The organism is Leptospira mtsangambouensis (assembly GCF_004770475.1).
In the GTDB taxonomy this organism is placed as follows: Bacteria; Spirochaetota; Leptospiria; order Leptospirales; family Leptospiraceae; genus Leptospira_A; species Leptospira_A mtsangambouensis.
This window is the reverse complement of the sequence record NZ_RQHK01000002.1, coordinates 572465-590982: the sequence shown is the minus strand read 5'-3', so window position 1 is coordinate 590982 and position 18518 is coordinate 572465. Positions and strand designations below refer to the sequence as shown.

Genomic DNA, 18518 nt, shown 5'->3' with positions numbered 1-18518 from the left:
TTTAAGCGACTGTAATTTCTTTCGATAGATATACGTCTTGGATGGCGTTGAGTAATGCAACCCCTTCCTTCATTGGTTTTTGGAACGCTTTTCTTCCAGAGATAAGTCCCATTCCACCAGCACGTTTGTTGATGACTGCAGTTTTCAGTGCGTCTTGTAAATCGTTTTCACCTGATGCACCACCAGAGTTGATAAGTCCAGCTCTTCCCATGTAACAATTTGCTACTTGGTAACGAGTGAGGTCAATTGGGTGGTCAGAAGTAAGGTCAGAATAGATTCGTTTGTCTGTTTTACCATAAGAAGATTCTTGGTTTAAAACATTGTATCCACCATTGTTTTCAGGTAACTTTTGTTTGATGATATCTGCTTGGATGGTCACACCTAAGTGGTTAGCCTGTCCTGTTAGGTCAGCAGAAACATGGTAGTCTTTGTCTTTTTTGAACGCATTGTTTCTTACATAACACCAAAGGATGGTTGCCATTCCGAGTTCGTGAGCCATTTGAAAGATTTTAGAAATTTCAACGATTTCACGACCTGAATCAGCGGAACCAAAATAAATGGTAGCACCAATCGCAACACAACCTTGGTCATAAGCTTGTTTTACTGTTGCAAATAGGATTTGTTCACTTTTGTTTGGGTAAGTCAAAAGTTCATTGTGATTGATTTTCAAAATGAAAGGAATTTTGTGAGCATACTTTCTTGCAACGGATCCAAGAACTCCGAGAGTTGTTGCCACACCATTACAACCACCTTCGATAGCCAATTTGATGATGTTTTCACCGTCAAAGTAAATCGGGTTTTTTGCAAATGAGGCACCAGCAGAGTGTTCAATTCCTTGGTCAACCGGAAGGATGGAAACATAACCCGTTCCACCGAGACGGCCACTTCCGAGAAGGGTTTGGATGCTACGAAGCACAGGTACAGACCTGTCTGTGGGAGCAAAAATTCTATCAACCCAGTCAGAGCCAGGTACGTGGATTAGTTCTTTAGCGATTTTTGGGGATTTGAATCCAAGTAAGGATTCCGCGTCGTTTCCAAGATGTTTCGAGATTTCGTCGAAGTTCAAAGTTGTTCTCCTAAAAAATAAATTCTCGGGTTCTTCCAATGTGACAACATCTTTTTTTGCTCGTCGCCCATCCCCTTGGCCCTAACTTGAATCGAGAGGCAAATTTGAGAGGATCAGCACAATTTCGAATGTTTTTTTCCCTGGCCTGGCTATCTCTCACACTTTCTTTGGGAGTGTGGTGGTGGATTTTGGGATTTCGCCAAGCAAAGACCATTTCGGAAATTTCTATCAGCGACGCAAGGCAAGTTGAGCTAAACCGAGTCAATCGGATGTTGCAATTAGAAGGATCCTTTTTTCTTTCTATGCTCACTCTTGGTGGAGTGACTCTGGCGATTCTTTCCTATAGAGATCATAAACGTTCTAAACTCATTTCTGATTTTTTTTCTACCGTCACACACGAAATGAAAACTCCCATTGCCAGCTTACAGTTGCAAATCGAAGTTCTTTTAGAAAATACAAAAGAACCAGAACTAAAGAAAAAATTAGAAAAAATTTGGAAAGAAAACCAACGGATTGAATCCCAAATGGGAAATGCATTTTATCTCGCAAGCCTAATGCAGGGAGAATCCTTGTATATGGAACCCCTCACCATTTCGGATTTATGTGAATCCTATTCCCATCATGAACCAGATTTAACTTGGAATGTTTTGATTCCCCAAAAAACAAAAGTGTATATTGATAAAAAAGCTTTTTTTGCAATGTTAAAAAACCTTAGTGAAAATGCAAAACGCCATGGAAAAGCAAAAACGATCATACTCACCGTCTTTAAAGATCATAAAGATATTTCTTTTCTTTTAGAAGATGATGGTGCTGGTTTTAGTGGGAATAAAAAAAATCTGACATTACCATTTCTACGTCATTCCAAAACCAGTGGGAGTGGGATTGGTTTGTATATAGTAAAAAAACTAATCGAAAAAATGAAAGGTTCTCTTGAGTTTCCGAACAGTTCGTCCGGATTCCAAGTAAAACTGAACTTAAAAGAGGTTTCATGAAACCAAGAATTTTGCTTGTGGAAGATGACGAGGGTCTCGGTGAAACCTTAAAAGAAAGATTGGAACAAGACAGGTACCGGGTGCAGTGGGCAAAAACTGTTTCCGAAGCGGAAACGTTATTTTCTCCAAACCAATTTGATTTGGTGGTTCTTGATTTACGACTTCCAGATGGAAATGGATTCCAATTGGCAGAAGTTTTTTTATCCAAAGAAAAAGACCTCCCCTTCTTATTTTTAACTGCACAAGCCGGTGCCCAAGAAAGACTTCGTGGGTTCGAATTGGGTGCAGCCGAGTTCATCCCAAAACCTTTCCATTTAAAAGAATTCCTCATCCGATTGGAAAGAGTGGTGGCCCAGACTCGCCCTCATTTTGGACAAAAATGGAAAATGGACCAAACGGAAATCCACTTGGATTCCTTTCTTGTGAAAAGGGAAGATGGGTCTTCCGTTTTACTTTCCAAAAGGGACTGTGCTCTTTTGGCCCTCCTCCTCTCCGATGTGCGAAAGGTCTTTAGTCGTTCCGAAATTTTAGACAATATCGTAGGTGAGGAAAGTTTTCCCACTGAAAGGACCATCGACAATGCCATCGTGAGGCTTCGGGATGCTCTGGGGGAAGAATCCATCCGCAATGTACGGGGTGTCGGCTACCAATGGGTGGCAGAAGTCTCCCCTCTAAAATAAGAATCCCATTAGGGAATCTGCCCGTTTTACCGATACTTTTAGGGTGAAACAAGGATTTGTCATTTCGATCGCACTCATTCTATCCTTGTTTTCCCATTCCCTTGGTGCCTGGGAAACCGATATCGATTACAACTACGAATACGAAAAAAATGGACCTTATACAAAATTTTCAGATTGGGTTCCTTACAAACTCCATAAATGGGAACCAAAGTATTTGGAAGATTTTTATGAGTTGTACAATCTCAAACAACATTATAACGATAATGAAATCAGAAAAAATATCTATTGGTTAAAAATTGCTTTAGGGAAACGATTCCGCCACCCAAAACATTCTTTGTGTGAAACCAAAACAGAAAAAGAATATTATAAATATAGAAACTTGATGTTTATGCACATCAACATTCAAATCATGCGTTCCTACATGAGACTTGCTTCCAAATTTGACAAGAGACACGTTTATTTTTATAATTTAGATTTTGCACATGAACTCAAAGAAAGTTTTGGAGTTGCAGAAAGTTTCTACAAAGAAGCCATTCCTTACTGGGAAAAAGCCAAAGAATATGCAGACAAAGCCAATGAAGTGCCTGTTGATTTGGATTTAGGAACCATCGAAACCGAACGATATGAAATTGTGACTGGGAAATTGGACTTTGGACATATCATTGAAAACCATTTAGATAGACTCGATGGGAAAAAGAAAATTGTTTCGGAATATCTGGCTAAGTATCCAGAAGCAGATGCCAAAGCACTTGATCTCGCCGATAGAGAAAATTAAAATTCCATAAACAAAACAGCGATGTCATCATGAATGATTCTTTCTTTGTCTATGAGACAATTGGCGATCATTTTTTTGAGTAAGGTATCAGTTGTATCAGAAACAGAAATCATCTCAGAGAGTTCTTGTAAAAAAACATCAAGACCAATATATCCACCCGCCTCTTCTTCTAATTCATAAATTCCATCAGAATACAAAAGCAAACGATCCCCAGGCTCAAATGTTTTAGAAATAGTTTTTCCTTTCCAATGGTCTAGTAATAGGATGGGATACATTTCATCTTTTACAAGTTTCATCACACGTTCATTTTCTTTCCAAAACACAACCGGCGGATGACCTGCAAAACTAAACTCTACCCTTCTTTCCTTAGGAAAAAGACGAAGGACACAAGCAGAGATATGGTGTTTGAATACAATGGTTTTTAGCTCCAAATGCATAGCCGATAAAATGGCAGAAGGACTGGATTCTAATTTGGAATGTTTTTTAAACGATACAGCAGCAATCCCAGAAACAAGAGCCGAAGAAATCCCATGACCAGAAATATCACCGAAGAAAATATCGATACAATCTTCGCTAAGTCTTTCGTATAAAATCAGGTCACCGCCAATTTCATCGTATGGCAAAAACCGGGATTGAATTTTTATATTTTGAATTTCACCAAAATCTTTGGCAACCCATGCCTCTTGGGTTAACTTAGCCAGTGCCAAATCCTCTTTGACATCAGAATAAAACCTTTGTAAGATTTTTTCTTTTTTCATCAGTTTGATTTCATTTTTAGCACGAACTAACCCTTGCGAAATAAAACCAGCGATCAAACCCAACAATTGTTTTGTTTCTTCTGACCAATTTCCAACTTGTTCGTAAGTGGTAATTCCTAAAATCCCAATCACACTCCCCTCATCTCGTAAACCGACAACAAGGATAGAACGCACTTCTGCTCGTTTAAAAAGATCCAAATGCCAAGGTTCATCCACCATCAACTGAGTATCTGCAATATGAATCACCCCATCGGAAGCGAGAATCCCCAATCGTTCCGGATTCATTTTGGCAATGGGAAGTTTTGTACCTACGGAAAACAAAGAGGGGATACCTTCGAGTACCCATTCATGTGTGACTGATAAAAATTGTTTATCCGATGAAATTTCAGCCGCAAACACTCGGTCCGCACGAGAGTATTTACCCAATTCTTCCAAGGCAAACTGAATGGCATCGGAGACAAATTCTGCTTTGGTATGAACAAAGGTTTTGGATACCTCTGTGACAATTTGAGAAAATCGTAACAGTCCGGAAAGTTTGACTTCGGACTCACGAATGGAAGAAATTTCGATTTGTTGGCCCCAGATCCGAAGCAGGTGTCCATCCTCCACCTGTCCATGGGAGTTCATCAAAAATACCCTTTGGTTGCCATCCGACAATTCAACAATGTATTCGTAATTTTCTAATTGGTATGTGCTTTCAATGAATTTGCGAAGTAAAAAAACACTCTTCAGAGTGACGAGATCCTTTAGATACTTTCCCACAACCTCATGGACAGAATGGTATCCATAAAACTTGGCCATGGCCAAATTACTTTCACGGATCACACTGTGGTTCCAAACGTATTCCATCTGTTCTTCCAAGGAAAGAGAAATGGGCATAGGAATGTCCAATTCATAACACCAGATAGCATCTTTCGAAAGGTGGATGAAGCTCTCTAAATGTTGGTAACGACCATAATCGGGTTTTCGAGAACTCATCTAGATTCTAACCTTTATGAATCTTCGGTCACTGCCACAAAAAAAACATAACTTGTTCGGAATCTGAAAATTTTCTGAATTCTCTTCGAAAATTACCCGATTCCGTTGACCAAAATCCCCCGTTTGGAGATAGTATTTCGAAATGGCGGAAGCTTAAATTAGGCAAATTTGCTATATATTTAAGCAAAAGGTTTCCACTATATGCAATTCGTTTAGTTACTAGGCGTGATTTTTAACTCACATTGCTTAGAAACTCCACGAAACCCTTATATTTAGGTCGAAATGCCTTGGTATAAATCTTGCATCTTTATGGACATCAGATTACAACAATCAGACCGACCTCTGAAAGAAGGAGAATCAAATGCAGTTCGCAACCCCAAAATTTACTTCCGGAAAGGAAGTGGTTGAGTATGCCAAAAAAAATGGAGTCATTTTCTACGACTTCCGCTTCACGGATATCAAAGGAATGTGGCACCACGTTTCGTATTATGTGAATTCAGTTGATGAAGAAACATTCAAAGGAATTCCTTTTGATGGATCTTCCATTGCTCGTTGGCAGCCAATCAATGCTTCTGACATGCAACTACACCCAGAAATTTCTACGGCTTTTTTGGATCCGTTCACTGCTGACAAAACACTCGTTATGTTTTGCGATGTATGGGATATTTACAAAAAACAATACTATGAAAAATGTCCACGTTCCATTGCGAAAAAAGCATTAGAGTTCATGAACAAATCCGGAATTGCAGATACAGCTTATTTCGGTCCAGAAAATGAATTCTTCGTTTTTGACAGTTTACGAGTTCGTGATGAAATCAACTGCCAATACTATGAATTAGATTCTAACGAAGGGATCTGGAACACTCACTCTGAAATTCCAGGAACAAACAACACAGGAAAAATCAACTTCAACTCCGGACACCGTCCTGGAACAAAAGGTGGATACTTCCCAGTGGCTCCTATTGACTCCCAAGTAGACCTCCGTGCTGAATTTGTAAAAACACTAGAAGCAATCGGAATGGAAACTTTTGTGGTTCACCACGAAGTTGCGCAAGCACAAGGAGAAATTGGTGTTAAGTTTGGAACTTTGATTGAAGCTGCTGACAACGTTCAAAAGCTAAAATACATCGTGAAGATGGTGGCTCATAAACACGGAAAAACTGCTACTTTTATGCCAAAACCACTTTTTGGTGATAACGGTAACGGTATGCACGTTCATATCTCTCTTTGGAAAGGTGGAAAAAACCTTTTTGCTGGAGACAAATACCAAGGCCTTTCTGACTTCGCATTCAACTATGTTGGTGGAGTTTTAAAATATGCAAGAGCTTGTGCTGCGTTCACTAACGCATCTACTAACTCTTACAAACGACTCATTCCAGGATTCGAAGCTCCATCTATCTTAGCTTACTCTGCTCAGAACCGTTCTGCTTCTTGCCGTATTCCTTTTGTTAGCGGCGAAAAAGCAAAACGTGTGGAATTCCGATTCCCTGATTCAACAGCTAACCCATATTTGGCGTTCGCTTCACTTCTAATGGCTGGTATGGCTGGTGTTGCTGAAAAAATCGATCCAGGTCCTGCTCGTGAAGAAGATCTTTTTGAACTTTCATTGGATGAAATCCGTGAAAAAGGAATCCGCCAAATGCCTCACACCCTTCGTGAAGCTATGGAAGAGATGCTTGCTCAAAGAGAAATTTTCAAACAAGGTGATGTGTTTACAGAAAACTTTCTACAAACATACCAACACTACAAGTTTGAAACAGAAATTTGGCCATGGGAAGGTCGCCCTCACCCATACGAATTCCTCACTACTTACTCTTGTTAAGAGAAAAAGCCCCGGCAACCGTCGGGGCTTTTTTTTGTTTACCAATCTGATTCTCTCCAAAAAATGACAAAAGAACTAAAGATTTAGTTCAACCAAACGATCTAAGGTGATAGGGCGAGGTAGCTCAGATGGTTAGAGCACAGGATTCATAACCCTGAGGTCACGGGTTCGACTCCCGTCTTCGCTACCAAAGATCGAGAGGAAAAGGTATGAAAAAAACAAATCGTTTGTTTTCAATTCTGGCTCTGGTATTATTTACCGGAACCCTCCAAGCAGCTGACTTTCCTAAGTGTAAAGAAGCATGTGATAAATTTTACAATTGTTCGATTCAAGTGAATCCCAATGCCACTGAAGAACAAAAATCAACACTCAAACGTGGTTGTGAGTTCAACTGCAACCGTCCCAAATACTACAATAAAATTGCAGGCTGCCTCACTGGTGGTGATACTTGCAAAGCTTTCTCAACTTGCATTATGAAAGAAATGCAAGCCAATAAATAACAAAAGCAATTTAGGTTAAAATAAAAAAGGTAAGGATGTTTTCACATTCCTTACCTTTTTTTCGTACAAATCTCAAAGGAACCGACTTAGTTGTCAGTTCCCGTTTTATGAGTGATTTGTTTGGAGAGAGATTTTGCTTCATCTAAACGAAGGGAAAGGATCTTCGAGATTCCTGGTTCTTCGTTTGTGACCCCAAAGATAGCATTGGCACGTGAGATTGTGGACTGGGCATGGGAAACCACAATAAACTGCGTTTTGTCTTTGAACCTGTCAAGAATTTGACAGAACCTTAGTTTATTGGCCTCATCCAGAGCCGCATCAATCTCATCTAGGAAACAGAATGGACTTGGTTTGACCATGTAGATGGCGAATAGAAGTGCAATCGCTGTGAGAGATTTTTCACCACCAGATAACAATCGCAAGTTTTGAACATGTTTTCCTGGAGGTTCTGCCATAATCTCAACCCCAGAATTGAGAGAATCCTCTTTTTCTGTAAGTTCGAGAGTCGCCCTTCCCCCATTGAAAAGTGTAGAAAAGGTTTCTTGGAAGTTTTGTTTGATTTTTTCAAACGTTTCTTGGAAAAGTTTTTCCGACTCTTCATTGATTCGTTTTAAAACTTCTTCGATGTCTTTTTTCGAACTTTCAATATCGACCTTTTGTTTGAGATTGTGTTCGTAAATTTCTTTGATGTTACGATACTCTTCAATCGCAAGTGGATTGATGGAACCAAGAAGTTGGATCTCCGACTTTGCAGATCGCAATCTTCTTTCTTCCGCTTTTTGGTCCAGTTCCAGACTCCCTCGTTCTGTTTCTAATTCAGAATCGGTAAGGGAATAATCATTGTACAATTCTTCCACAAGGGAATCAATTTGTACTTTCAGTGCAGAACTGGTTCTTTCTTTTTCTGAAAGTAAAGGAAGAAGGTTTTGGAATACTTCTTGGTTTTTTGTGATATTGGATTTGATTCCAGAAATTTCCTCAACGAGCGACTGTAAGGTTTCTTTTTCGGATTCCAAAATTCGACTCATCGAGAGGAACTCTTGGTAAGACTCTTCGATTTCTTTTTCCAGAACTTCGACTTCTTTCTCCAAACTATCTTTCTTTTCACGAATGACAGACTCTTGCTCCTTAGCCCCTAAAATTCGTTTTTCAATTTCACCAATCCTTTCATCAAGGACTGCAATTTCTTTTTGTTGGTTTTCTAAACGAGAATTAGATTCGAGAAGTTTTTTCTCAAGTTCCACAATTTGGGTTCTTGTTTCTTCCCAATGGCTTCTGTGCAAAATAATATTACTTTGGTGATCCCGAATTCCTCGTGTTAGGTTTTCGTTTTCTAAAATTAAATCTTCAATTTCTTGGTCGATGGATTCTTTTTTGGAAAGGATTCCGTCTTTATCAAAAAGTAAGTTTCTAAAATCATCCTCTCTTTTTAAAAAGGAAGTTAGTTTTTCGGAATAAAGATCGAGTTTGATTTCACGTAAGTCAGAAATCCCATCCTTCAAATTCGATGATCCCAACTGATTTAAAGCAGATTCTAATTTGTTTCGGTACAATTCTAAATCAGAAAGAAGATCGGCTTTGTCTGCACTACGGATTTCTTCCCCTTCTCTTGATTCTCTTTTTTTATTCTCTAACTCTTGGATGAGTTCGAAAATAACAGTTTTTTGTTTGTCTCGAAGAGTGATATGGCGTTTTTCATTTTCCTGAATCCTACCTTCTTTTTCTTCAATGGACTTTTCTTCTTCTTTGATGGATAGTTCTAAGGAAACTCGTTTCGATTCCAATCCTTGGATCTCATCTTGTAAAGTGGATTGGATTTCCCTTTGGCGTTCGTTCTCAAGTTCGATTGCGCGTTTTTCTACCTCGAGTTTGATTGTGGCTTGGTTTTCTGTTTCCAAAGCCGAAAGGATTTCTCCAATCCGAAGTTCATATTCCAAGATAAAGGTTTTGTTTTTGGCGATTTTTTCTTTTTGGATTTGGCTTTTAGAAAGATGATCAAATAACTTTTTATCGATCTCTGCAATTTCCTTTTCTTTAGCCTCTTTGGTGGTTTCTTTTTCAGAAATCAAATTGGTTTCGTTTTGGATGAGAGATAGAATCGATTTGTTTTTTTCTCGGATCTCAAGTAGTTCTTCATCCGATTTTTTCATTCGACGTTTGAAATCTCTGAGTTTTAGAAACCTTAGGTTTTTGTCTGACTCATCCAAATCGGATTTAAGTTTGAAATACTGTTCGGCTTTTTCCGATTGTTTTTCTTTGACTTCTAAGTCTTTGACCATAGAGTTCATAATGTCTTGGATGCGCAGAAGGTTTTGGTTGGTATCATCCAACTTCTTTGTGGCTTCTTTCCGATCCAGTTTGAACCGAGAAACACCTGCTGCTTCTTCAAAGATGGCTCTTCTTTCTTCTGGTTTGGAATTGAGGATTTGGTCCACTCGACCTTGTTCTAAAATACTATAACTAGATTTACCAATTCCTGTATCGAGAAGGGTTTTTTCGATATCCTTTCTTGTGGTTCTGATATCATTTAGGTAATATTCGTTTTCCCCATCAGGGTACAAACGACGAGTGATTTTTACTGATGGAAAATCAATGTTGAAAAAATGGTCATCGTTATCAAAGAGAATGGAAACTTCGGAAAATCCAGCAGCTCGCCTACTCTCTGTTCCGTGGAAGATGACATCGTCCATCTTTTCACCGCGGAGTCCCTTGGCACTTTTTTCACCAAAAACCCATTTGACTGAATCGACGATATTTGATTTCCCCGAACCATTCGGCCCGACGACAGCAGTAAAGCCGGGATCAAAAGTAATCTCCGTCTCATCTGCAAATGTTTTAAATCCAACAATACTTAGGCTCTTTAAGTGCATATATGTTTCGCCGTTCGATTCCTTAAGTTTCCCAGTTGACACCGCTTGGGAGACATAAGAAAAAACCTTAGATAGTATTATGTCCCAAATTATCGATCCGATTTCCAGTGAAATTTTTGAAAGAAAGCCGTACTTGCAAAATTATTTCAGAAACTTCTCATCCGAGAACCTATGGGAATTAGGATCGGCGAAGAAACCAGGGGAATATTATGTCTCATTAAATGGGGAACCACTCTCTTCTTCCTTCTCCCCCCTAACACAAGCCATTCGACTTTTGGATTCATATTCCTTACGGCCAACCGATATTGTGATTTTGTTTGGACTCGGAAACCCTCACCTCATCCAAAAGATCAGTGAAACATTGACCCCAGGCCAAATCCTCATTCTCATCGGAGATGATGAAACACTAATCCCTGTTATTTGGGAAAAAATTTTAATCCCTGTTTTACAAGTCCCAGGTAGGCATCTGTTTTCAGGAGAAGCTTTTTTTCCCTTGTTTTTTAACTATTTGGAGTCCCTTCCCATTGAACGAGTGAGTGGATTAAAAGTCATTCGTAACCCAACAGACACCAATAGAAACCCAGTCTTTCGTGAATTAGAAGAAAAAACCCAAACAGTGTTTTCTGCAAAGATGAGTGACCTACTCACCAAGTTCGAATTTGAAAGGTTATGGATTAAAAACTCTATTTGGAATTTGGTTCATGTAGGAAAAGAATCACCTCTTCGTCATCCTATCTCATCATTAAAGGAAAAATTCAAAGGACTTACCGCCGTACTCGTGTCAGCTGGTCCTAGTCTACGAAAAAACCTCCCTTGGTTACAATCGGTAAGAGACAAAGTTTTTGTTTTATCCTGCGATACTTCCCTAAAAGTTCTCATCAAAGCGGGGATCGAAGCAGATGGGGTTGTCACACTGGATGCACAAACCAATTCATTTTTTCATTTTATGGGAGAGTCGCTGACAAGAATCCCTCTTTTTGCGGATCTTGTCAGTTCTCCTACACTTCTCAGGGAACCTATGTTTCATTCTGTTGTACATTCTGTGACTGCCAAATACCAAGTGGATGCAGAAGGGTCACTGGTTCGGGAAGTCACTGCGGGAGGAGAGCTCGCCGAACAGGTATTCCGTGAAGTGGGTGATATCCAATCCGGGGGATCTGTGGCAACCACCGCTTTTGATATGTTGCGCTTTATGGGATTTACCTCTGTGTATTTTCTTGGCCAAGACTTGGCATACTCTGGAAGAGAAATCCATTCCACGGGAACCCATCATAATGAAAAATGGCTCACCCTACTTGGTCGAAAGAATAGTTTAGAACGAATCAATGAAGTCATCATTCGGAAAAGGGAAACTCGTTTTGTACCAAGAGCTGGGGGAAAAGGATCTGTTCTTACCGATTATGTTTTGGATTTGTACAGACACTGGTTTGTAGAGTCAGCAAGTTCAGTAAGTGAAATGCAACTTTTCAACGTAAATGAAGATGGGGCAGAAATATCCGGAATCCAGACCCTTACTCCGGAAAAAGCCAAGGAGAAATTAACTGGGACTCCAAACCATAACTACCCTTGGAGAGAACTTTCCATTTGGAAATTAGATTCTATGGAGGAAAGTGGAATCGAAAAAACATTCGCAAACCAATTCCCGTCCCCCAAGGCAAAAAAGGAAAATACAAAAAGACAAATAGAAGCTCCGTCCGTCTTACACCCCCAAGGTTCAGAAAACCTATACCGAAGGATCCAAAAAGATTTAGAATTTATGGAAGATGGTTTGAAAAAGTTTGAAGAAACAACGCCAGACCAAGCTTTCCAAGAATCAGATCTTTGGATTTGGATGCGGGAAGAGTCGTATTTGCGAAGGATGGTGCGTAAAACAGAAATCTATATTTTACGTCATAAGGATTTGGAACTCGGGCGCAAAAACCAACTCATGATCCAATCCATCAAAAAAGAAATCAGATATTTAAAACGAAGTCTTTATCCAATGATGGATTCATTTCCTGAAAAAGGATGAAAAACAGAATTGTCTTCAAACTCAGGAAAATAATCAAAAAATAATTTTTGTGAGACTACACGGTAGGCAAATGGATTTTTTTCCGCATAACCTTCTGTATACGGAAGTGCTGGCAATTGGTGGAAATTGATTCTTTCTTCAAAGTTGATAAAATCACGACGGCTCAGTTCTGGTCGTAATTCTAAAACGGTTTCTTTAAGTAAGTTCCAGTCCAATTTAAAACTCATCCTTGCCCCCCGAAATGCAGGGGACCTTTCGAGTAAATTCACCAAACGTTTCACTGGACAATCCATATGATAGTATTTGGTTACATAAACTTTGACAAACCTTGCCGCAAGGCCCATCGGTTCCCAAATGAGTTCCGATTCCCTAGTTTCCGTTTCTTCTTTTTTAATTTCACTGAGAACGATGTGTAACTCAGGAATGGATTGTCTACCTGTCATAATCAAGGAAGACTCTTCCATTCCAAACTCTCCATAATACAACCATTTGTAGAAGTCCTGGATATCTGCTTCCGGATGGTCTTCTACAAATTTAGTCAGAAGAAAAAGTTTTTCTTTATTTGTGAGGATCGATTCGCGTTCAGTTTGCATTTTGTGTTGCTCGAAGTTCTTTGCCTAACACCAAACGTTTGATGTTTTCTCTATGTGAATAGGAAATGAGGAAAAAAGTAGCAACTAACACAAAAAAGATGACTGGTTGGTATTCGGAATCCGGAATGAGTTTTGTTGTTCCAAAATACCAAATGGGCATGGATAAAGTTGCCAAGATGGACCCTAGAGAAACAAATCCAGAAATTTTATAGACAATAAAAAAGATCACAACTGCACAAACAGTGACAATCGGAACAAGGGTCATATACACCCCAAGAGCTGTGGCGACCCCTTTTCCTCCTTTGAAATGGAGAAAAGGTGTGAATGTATGACCAAGGATGGCAACGGATCCGAGAAGGATTTCAGTGGTAGTGAGTGAATAAGGAGATTCAATGTAGGATGCGGCAACGACAGGAATGGCACCTTTCAGGGCATCCAAAAAGAGGGCGATGATTCCATACTTCCAGCCAATGACTCGACCAACATTGGTCGCACCGATATTACGGCTGCCGTGTTCGCGGATGTCAATCCTCCGCACTTGTTTGGCCAGAAGAAACCCGACCGGAATGCCACCCAAAAGGTAGCTCAATAGGACTGCGGCAAGTATCATTCCTTGCTCTCCTTACCCTCGTTTCGATTCCGAAGTTCGATCTCAACAGCTAGGCCATCCAGTCCGAACTCCGCTACTATACTCTTTCGGTAAAAGCTTAGAATATTTGACGGAAAGAGTTTCGTATCGTTAACAAAGAAAAGTATTTTAAAAGGAATCTGGGAGACCTGGGTGGCGTAATACACCTTCGGAGGACGATTGGATGCCTTCTGCACCTTATTCTTGCCCCCCCACTTGCTTAACCAGTCATTTAGGGCACGGGTGGTCAGCTTTTTCTGGGACTTTTCGTAGAGAGCAATGACCGATTCCAGGAGTTTATGGGTGCGGAGTTTTTCCTTGGCGGAGAGGGAAATGAGCGGACGTTCCTTCAAAATAGAAAGTTTAGCCTCCATCCGGTCTTTGTAGTGTTTCCAAGAATTGGATTCTTTTTCTGGAACAAGATCCCATTTGTTCACAGCCACAATCATCGGTTTTCCGAGTTCTTGGATTTCACCAAAGATCTTTTTATCAAATTCACCAAGCCCCTTCATGGCATCCACAAGAAGGACCACCACATCGGCTTCTCCCAAACTATGAAGGGTGCGTTTATAAGAATAAAATTCTAAACTTTCCCCTGTTTTGGATTTTCTGCGAATCCCGGCAGTGTCGATGATTTCCAGTTTATGGTTTTGAAAATAAAACTGATCGGAAACAGAATCTCTAGTGGTTCCTGGCACATCACTTACCACTGCCCGTTTGTAACCAAGAAAGGTATTAAGGAGTGACGACTTACCCGAGTTAGGTTTTCCAATGATGGCAATTTTACAATACGGGTCTTCCGGCATTTTGATTTTGTCTGGAAGAAAAAAATTAATCTTTTGATACAGGAGATCAAAATTCCTTCTGCCCAATGCCGAAATGGGGAGAAGTTCGTTTAACCCTAGTTTGTAAAATGGTTCCAGATCATATTCGTCTTGTTCTGTATCCACTTTATTGATAAGAGTTAAAACCATCTTATCTTTTAGAATTTCGTCTTTTTTAAATAATTCGATGAGTCTGTGATCATATTTACGTAGGTCTTTATGATCGATCACATGGAGGATAAGATCCGAATTTCGCAAATGTTCAAAAGCAATCTCAATGATTTCCTTAGAGATTTCATCGATATTTTCAATGTCAAGACCGGGTGTATCGGACAATGTGAACGGAATTTTAAACTCTGATCTTTCGACAGTCTTTTGTAATACGTCCCGAGTGACACCGGCAGTATTTTCTGTAATGGCACTTTGTGCGCGGAGGATGGCGTTGAATAGTGTGGACTTACCCACATTTTGTCTACCAACAATGGTGACCACTGGAAGTCCTTTCATTTGCGTAGGTGTTCCTTCATGGCTCTTTCCATATCGATTTTGGCTTCCTTCTTTTGAATGTCGTCTCGTTTGTCGTAAAGTTTTTTTGGTTTGGCAAGAGCAATATCGATCTTCACCAAACGGTTGTTCTTAAAGAAACAACGAGTGGCTACAAGAACAAGTCCCTTCTCTTTGATGGACCTATCAATTTTTTCAATTTCTTTTGCTTTTAAGAGGAGTTTGCGAGGCCTAATTTCAGGATGGTTCGCATAACCCCCGTTTTTATAAGGTGGGATTTGAAAGTTTTCTAAAAACACTTCCCCGTTTCTCACTTTGGCAAAACAATCGGTAAGGTTTCCCTTTTTTTCTCGAAGGGATTTTACCTCAGACCCAGTGAGTACAACACCAGCCTCGAACGAATCTAATAGTTCGAAATTGAACTTTGCCTTTTTATTAATTAAAGGATCAGTTCCGCGAGGTTTGTCGTCTTTTTTGGTTTTGCCCATAGTAATTATTGCCTAAGCGAATGGTGAATTTGCACGAGTCGTGCAATTTCTGCCCCAATCAAATTCGGCATCGAATAAAAGTTGTCTGCCGTAATCTGCAGGGAGTCGTGGAACACATGTTCCGCAATGTAGCGAGACCCAAGTCCCACCCCTAAAAATACATAATTTTTCTCCTGGTTTTTCAGTACAGCTTCTTTCAACTTTCTCGTATCAAAAGACGCCAGTTCGTCTTCGATATAAGTTTTGGCCCTTTGGCCTCGGAAGTCAGAAAGGATCACAATGATCTTGGTTTGGGCATCAGGCGAAAAAAACCGCTCTGAATTGGAGAGAACTTGGTATTCAGGAATGCTGTCCCCGTGCCAATTTTTACAAAGAGCTGTGAAAACCTCTTCTTCTTTGTCCGCAGTGTAGTCTTCTTCTGCCGACTTTAAGTTAAAAATATCCACAGTGTCTTTGGAGTTTTTGATATCACAAAAAGTATGAACACTCGTTTTGATATCATGTTCGTTTAGGATATGTAAACTCACAAGAAGAGCCGAAAGCATCGCAATCGAATATTCAAAGTTAAAGATCCTGCGGCATTTGGAAACAAGGAAGGTAACTTCTACACCTTTGAGTTTTTCATCATTCTTTTCAATTGTGGTTTTATCGAAGATTTTTGTATCTCCCCTTCCACTTTTGTACGAAATGTATTTCCTTGCATCCACCCTTGAACCTTCGTTTTTGTACATCCGGTGGATGTCAATTTCTGGATCAAAGAGTTGTTCTAAATTGAGTTCGACCTCTTCGAGTTCTTTCCCAAAGACGGATTTAAATTCTTCAAGACCTACCATAATGGAATAATCCCAAAGGAGACGGCGTTTCTTTAAAAATTGTTTATAGAGTTCGTCGGTTCGGTATCCCCAAGCACCACCGCCGCCTTGAGGTTCTCCTTGGCCTTGGTTTCCTTGGGTATCTTGTCCATACCAAGCATCCGGACCTTCTTTGGTGCCGCCACCGGTTTCTGGAGTATTGATCTCAATTCCCCTTTTGGTTTCCGCTCCAGAGTTGAGTTTTTTAGCAACACCTGTTAGGGGATCTCGCTTGTGAAGTTCCGGATCCCACCAATTTTTACGATTTAGGCCTGACTCAACGGTAAACGTTTTTTTTTTCTCTTCGATTTCCTCGAAGAGTGTTGAGACAACTTCTACTCCTGAAAGAAAACCTTCGAGGAGGCGTTCGAGTTCCTTTCTTTCTTTTGGGTCAGCAATTTGGTTCGTATAATAAATTTTTCCACCACGAATGGCAATGTCTTTTACATCTGTTTGGTTGTGGCGATAGATATGGTTTTTCCATTTTAAAAGATTTGCGATCCCAAATCGGTAAGGCATTAAATTTGCCGAACCAATAGTGCGTTTTTCTGCCAATTCCTTGGCTTTGAGATGAAAACGTGCCAAGGAACGAGGAAGAACCCCTTCTGGTAGATAGAATTCTAAAATCTCTTCGAGAACCTTTACATCTTCTAGTTCAGGGAAAAGAATGGGAGTGAAGCGGTTACGAAAGGCACGAGAAATTGTTGTTACTGATTTAGAAGCACGAAATGACTTCATACCAAACACGATGGATTTTTCTGTGAGTTGGATGGGAAGGTATTCCCCGGACTCTGGTGGCAAAGTTAGGGAACGCGCATCGTCAGTTAACATATTCATCTTTTCAACGAGCTCCGCACCAGCAGATTCGAGTCCAGAGATCAGAATGATATGACCTTTTCGAATCGAGCGTGTTAGGGGACCATCCACCCAAGTGACACTTTCAATATTTCCTTCTTCGGTTGGTTTTAAGGCACCCACAACATCAGAGGTATGCATTCCCTTAGATAACATGACAGACTCAAGTTCAATTCCTGTGAGTTCTGTAAAGAGTGGTAAAAATTCTTGAGGGTCTTGGTCTTCTCTATATTCAATTAAGATGTTTTCTTTGGCTTGGATGGCAGTGAATACTTGGTCGAGAAATTGTAAGATGGGTTCCGGTGTTGGGTAAGTCGATAGAAGAGAGATGGTCTTTTTTTCGTCCCAGGTTTTGATTTCTTTGTCATTCCAAAAGATGGTAGAACTTTGTACATAACCTTTGGTGGGAACAAGTTTCACTGATCCACCAAACTCCGATTCAATGAGTTCTCTTTGTTTGGCTTTGTCTTCTTTTTTGCGGAACGGTTCTTCGAATAAATAAAGAGCTTCTCTTGCCGCTACCGTTTTGTCTTTGGCACCGAATAAAACCAAACGGTTACAATACTTTTGTAAAGTTCGTAAGTTGAAATGGTATTTTTCTAAATCACCTTTTCCAATTTCCCCTGCTTTGATCCGAGCTTCTGATTCCAAACTAATCCGAATGATTTGTTTTAAAACATCTTCCCCGAACATAGGATAGAGTTTTTTTAAGATAAAAAACATTTCATCTGGAGAATAAGGATCTACATACACCACTGCAAAGTGTTTGGTGATATCAAATGGAAGGGGTTTTCTGCCTTCAAATCCTTCACTGGGGTTTTGGGTTCCGATAAACCAGAATCCTGTTTTTCCATTCACCCTCTCCCCACTTCCTTCTAAAAGATCCAAGTAGTTGGATTCATAAACAGAAGAGAATCGTTTGATGATGTTTGGTGCACAAAGGTTCATCTCATCAGCAACAAAACTAAGTCCTTCCGACAAAGCATTGGTAAGAGGGCCGTTCGACCAAGTGAATCCTTTTCCATCCAGAAGGATACGGTAAGAACCAATTAAGTCTTCGGGAAGTGTGTCTTCATTGAAACTAAATCGAAGGGTGGGTTGTTTGCGTAGTGAGTTAATATAATAAATAAGTGCGTTTTTTCCAACACCCGCATCACCTACAAGAAGGACGGGTATCCCTTCGAGCATCGGGTATAGAATTTTTTGTAAGGTTTGTTTGACCGAGTCAGTTTCGACAAGGCTAGAAGGGAAAACGGGAAACTTCTCTGAGTGCGGGAGGACCGGCACTTTCACATCAGCGATGGTAACAAATTCCATATCCTT

General features: G+C 40.1%; 14 protein-coding genes and 1 tRNA gene. 7 read left to right on the top strand and 8 right to left on the bottom strand.

What is annotated here, in order from left to right:
* Position 1: 1 nt before the first annotated feature.
* Positions 2-1066, bottom strand: a complete 1065-nt coding sequence (locus EHR01_RS02585; RefSeq protein WP_135693043.1) for a class I fructose-bisphosphate aldolase — start codon at positions 1064-1066, stop codon at positions 2-4.
* A 128-nt stretch (positions 1067-1194) separates the two neighbouring features.
* Here EHR01_RS02585 and EHR01_RS02580 point away from each other — a divergent pair, with 128 nt between their 5' ends.
* From EHR01_RS02580 to EHR01_RS02570, 3 genes are all read left to right on the top strand, one after another.
* Positions 1195-2058 (top strand): sensor histidine kinase, encoded by an 864-nt coding sequence (locus EHR01_RS02580; RefSeq protein ID WP_135693042.1) that lies wholly within the window; start codon positions 1195-1197, stop codon positions 2056-2058.
* Positions 2055-2738 carry a response regulator transcription factor gene (locus EHR01_RS02575; RefSeq protein ID WP_135693041.1) on the top strand — a complete coding sequence of 228 codons (684 nt, stop codon included), beginning with the start codon at positions 2055-2057 and terminating at the stop codon, positions 2736-2738. The genes EHR01_RS02580 and EHR01_RS02575 overlap by 4 nt, the downstream gene beginning before the upstream one ends.
* A gap of 61 nt (positions 2739-2799) precedes the next feature.
* A complete protein-coding gene (locus EHR01_RS02570) occupies positions 2800-3513 on the top strand; it encodes a hypothetical protein (RefSeq protein ID WP_244309994.1) in 714 nt (237 codons plus the stop codon).
* Here EHR01_RS02570 and EHR01_RS02565 read toward each other — a convergent pair.
* Positions 3510-5249: a PP2C family protein-serine/threonine phosphatase gene (locus EHR01_RS02565; RefSeq protein ID WP_135693039.1), complete on the bottom strand. Its 1740-nt coding sequence runs from the start codon at positions 5247-5249 to the stop codon at positions 3510-3512. The two genes, EHR01_RS02570 and EHR01_RS02565, sit on opposite strands and share 4 nt — an antisense overlap.
* 361 nt (positions 5250-5610) lie before the next feature.
* On the opposite strand from EHR01_RS02565, the gene glnA reads away from it, so the two are divergent.
* From glnA to EHR01_RS02550, 3 genes are all read left to right on the top strand, one after another.
* A complete protein-coding gene (gene glnA / locus EHR01_RS02560) occupies positions 5611-7071 on the top strand; it encodes a type I glutamate--ammonia ligase (RefSeq protein WP_100742635.1) in 1461 nt (486 codons plus the stop codon).
* A 113-nt stretch (positions 7072-7184) separates the two neighbouring features.
* Positions 7185-7261 (top strand) — tRNA-Met (locus tag EHR01_RS02555).
* Positions 7262-7280: 19 nt separating this feature from the next.
* The gene (locus tag EHR01_RS02550) at positions 7281-7571 is read left to right on the top strand and encodes a Cys-rich protein (RefSeq protein ID WP_135693038.1); all 291 of its coding nucleotides are present in this window, start codon (positions 7281-7283) and stop codon (positions 7569-7571) included.
* Positions 7572-7657: 86 nt separating this feature from the next.
* Here EHR01_RS02550 and EHR01_RS02545 read toward each other — a convergent pair whose 3' ends face one another.
* Positions 7658-10441, bottom strand: a complete 2784-nt coding sequence (locus EHR01_RS02545; protein ID WP_135693037.1) for a chromosome segregation SMC family protein — start codon at positions 10439-10441, stop codon at positions 7658-7660.
* 79 nt (positions 10442-10520) lie between these two features.
* On the opposite strand from EHR01_RS02545, the gene EHR01_RS02540 reads away from it, so the two are divergent.
* A complete protein-coding gene (locus EHR01_RS02540) occupies positions 10521-12452 on the top strand; it encodes a motility associated factor glycosyltransferase family protein (RefSeq protein WP_135693036.1) in 1932 nt (643 codons plus the stop codon).
* Here the strand turns inward: EHR01_RS02540 and EHR01_RS02535 are convergent.
* From EHR01_RS02535 to EHR01_RS02515, 5 genes are read right to left on the bottom strand one after another with little or no spacing between them, the layout of a single operon-like run.
* A complete protein-coding gene (locus EHR01_RS02535; RefSeq protein ID WP_135693035.1) occupies positions 12416-13045 on the bottom strand; it encodes a hypothetical protein in 630 nt (209 codons plus the stop codon). The two genes, EHR01_RS02540 and EHR01_RS02535, sit on opposite strands and share 37 nt — an antisense overlap.
* The gene (plsY, locus tag EHR01_RS02530) at positions 13035-13655 is read right to left on the bottom strand and encodes a glycerol-3-phosphate 1-O-acyltransferase PlsY (protein WP_135693034.1); all 621 of its coding nucleotides are present in this window, start codon (positions 13653-13655) and stop codon (positions 13035-13037) included. The genes EHR01_RS02535 and plsY overlap by 11 nt, the downstream gene beginning before the upstream one ends.
* A complete protein-coding gene (gene der, locus EHR01_RS02525; RefSeq protein ID WP_135693033.1) occupies positions 13652-15004 on the bottom strand; it encodes a ribosome biogenesis GTPase Der in 1353 nt (450 codons plus the stop codon). Before der ends, plsY begins: the two co-directional genes overlap by 4 nt.
* The gene (gene smpB, locus EHR01_RS02520) at positions 15001-15489 is read right to left on the bottom strand and encodes an SsrA-binding protein SmpB (protein WP_004788614.1); all 489 of its coding nucleotides are present in this window, start codon (positions 15487-15489) and stop codon (positions 15001-15003) included. The genes der and smpB overlap by 4 nt, the downstream gene beginning before the upstream one ends.
* A 5-nt stretch (positions 15490-15494) precedes the next feature.
* Positions 15495-18512, bottom strand: a complete 3018-nt coding sequence (locus EHR01_RS02515) for an AAA family ATPase (protein ID WP_135693032.1) — start codon at positions 18510-18512, stop codon at positions 15495-15497.
* Positions 18513-18518 lie beyond the last annotated feature (6 nt).

Coding starts and splice junctions, on each gene's coding strand:
- EHR01_RS02575 (WP_135693041.1), top strand. CDS start 2,055: ATGAAACCAAGAATTTTGCTTGTGGAAGATGACGAGGGTCTCGGTGAA.
- EHR01_RS02550 (WP_135693038.1), top strand. CDS start 7,281: ATGAAAAAAACAAATCGTTTGTTTTCAATTCTGGCTCTGGTATTATTT.
- EHR01_RS02535 (WP_135693035.1), bottom strand. CDS start 13,045: ATGCAAACTGAACGCGAATCGATCCTCACAAATAAAGAAAAACTTTTT.
- glnA (WP_100742635.1), top strand. CDS start 5,611: ATGCAGTTCGCAACCCCAAAATTTACTTCCGGAAAGGAAGTGGTTGAG.
- EHR01_RS02565 (WP_135693039.1), bottom strand. CDS start 5,249: ATGAGTTCTCGAAAACCCGATTATGGTCGTTACCAACATTTAGAGAGC.
- EHR01_RS02545 (WP_135693037.1), bottom strand. CDS start 10,441: ATGCACTTAAAGAGCCTAAGTATTGTTGGATTTAAAACATTTGCAGAT.
- plsY (WP_135693034.1), bottom strand. CDS start 13,655: ATGATACTTGCCGCAGTCCTATTGAGCTACCTTTTGGGTGGCATTCCG.
- EHR01_RS02515 (WP_135693032.1), bottom strand. CDS start 18,512: ATGGAATTTGTTACCATCGCTGATGTGAAAGTGCCGGTCCTCCCGCAC.
- EHR01_RS02580 (WP_135693042.1), top strand. CDS start 1,195: ATGTTTTTTTCCCTGGCCTGGCTATCTCTCACACTTTCTTTGGGAGTG.
- der (WP_135693033.1), bottom strand. CDS start 15,004: ATGAAAGGACTTCCAGTGGTCACCATTGTTGGTAGACAAAATGTGGGT.
- smpB (WP_004788614.1), bottom strand. CDS start 15,489: ATGGGCAAAACCAAAAAAGACGACAAACCTCGCGGAACTGATCCTTTA.
- EHR01_RS02540 (WP_135693036.1), top strand. CDS start 10,521: ATGTCCCAAATTATCGATCCGATTTCCAGTGAAATTTTTGAAAGAAAG.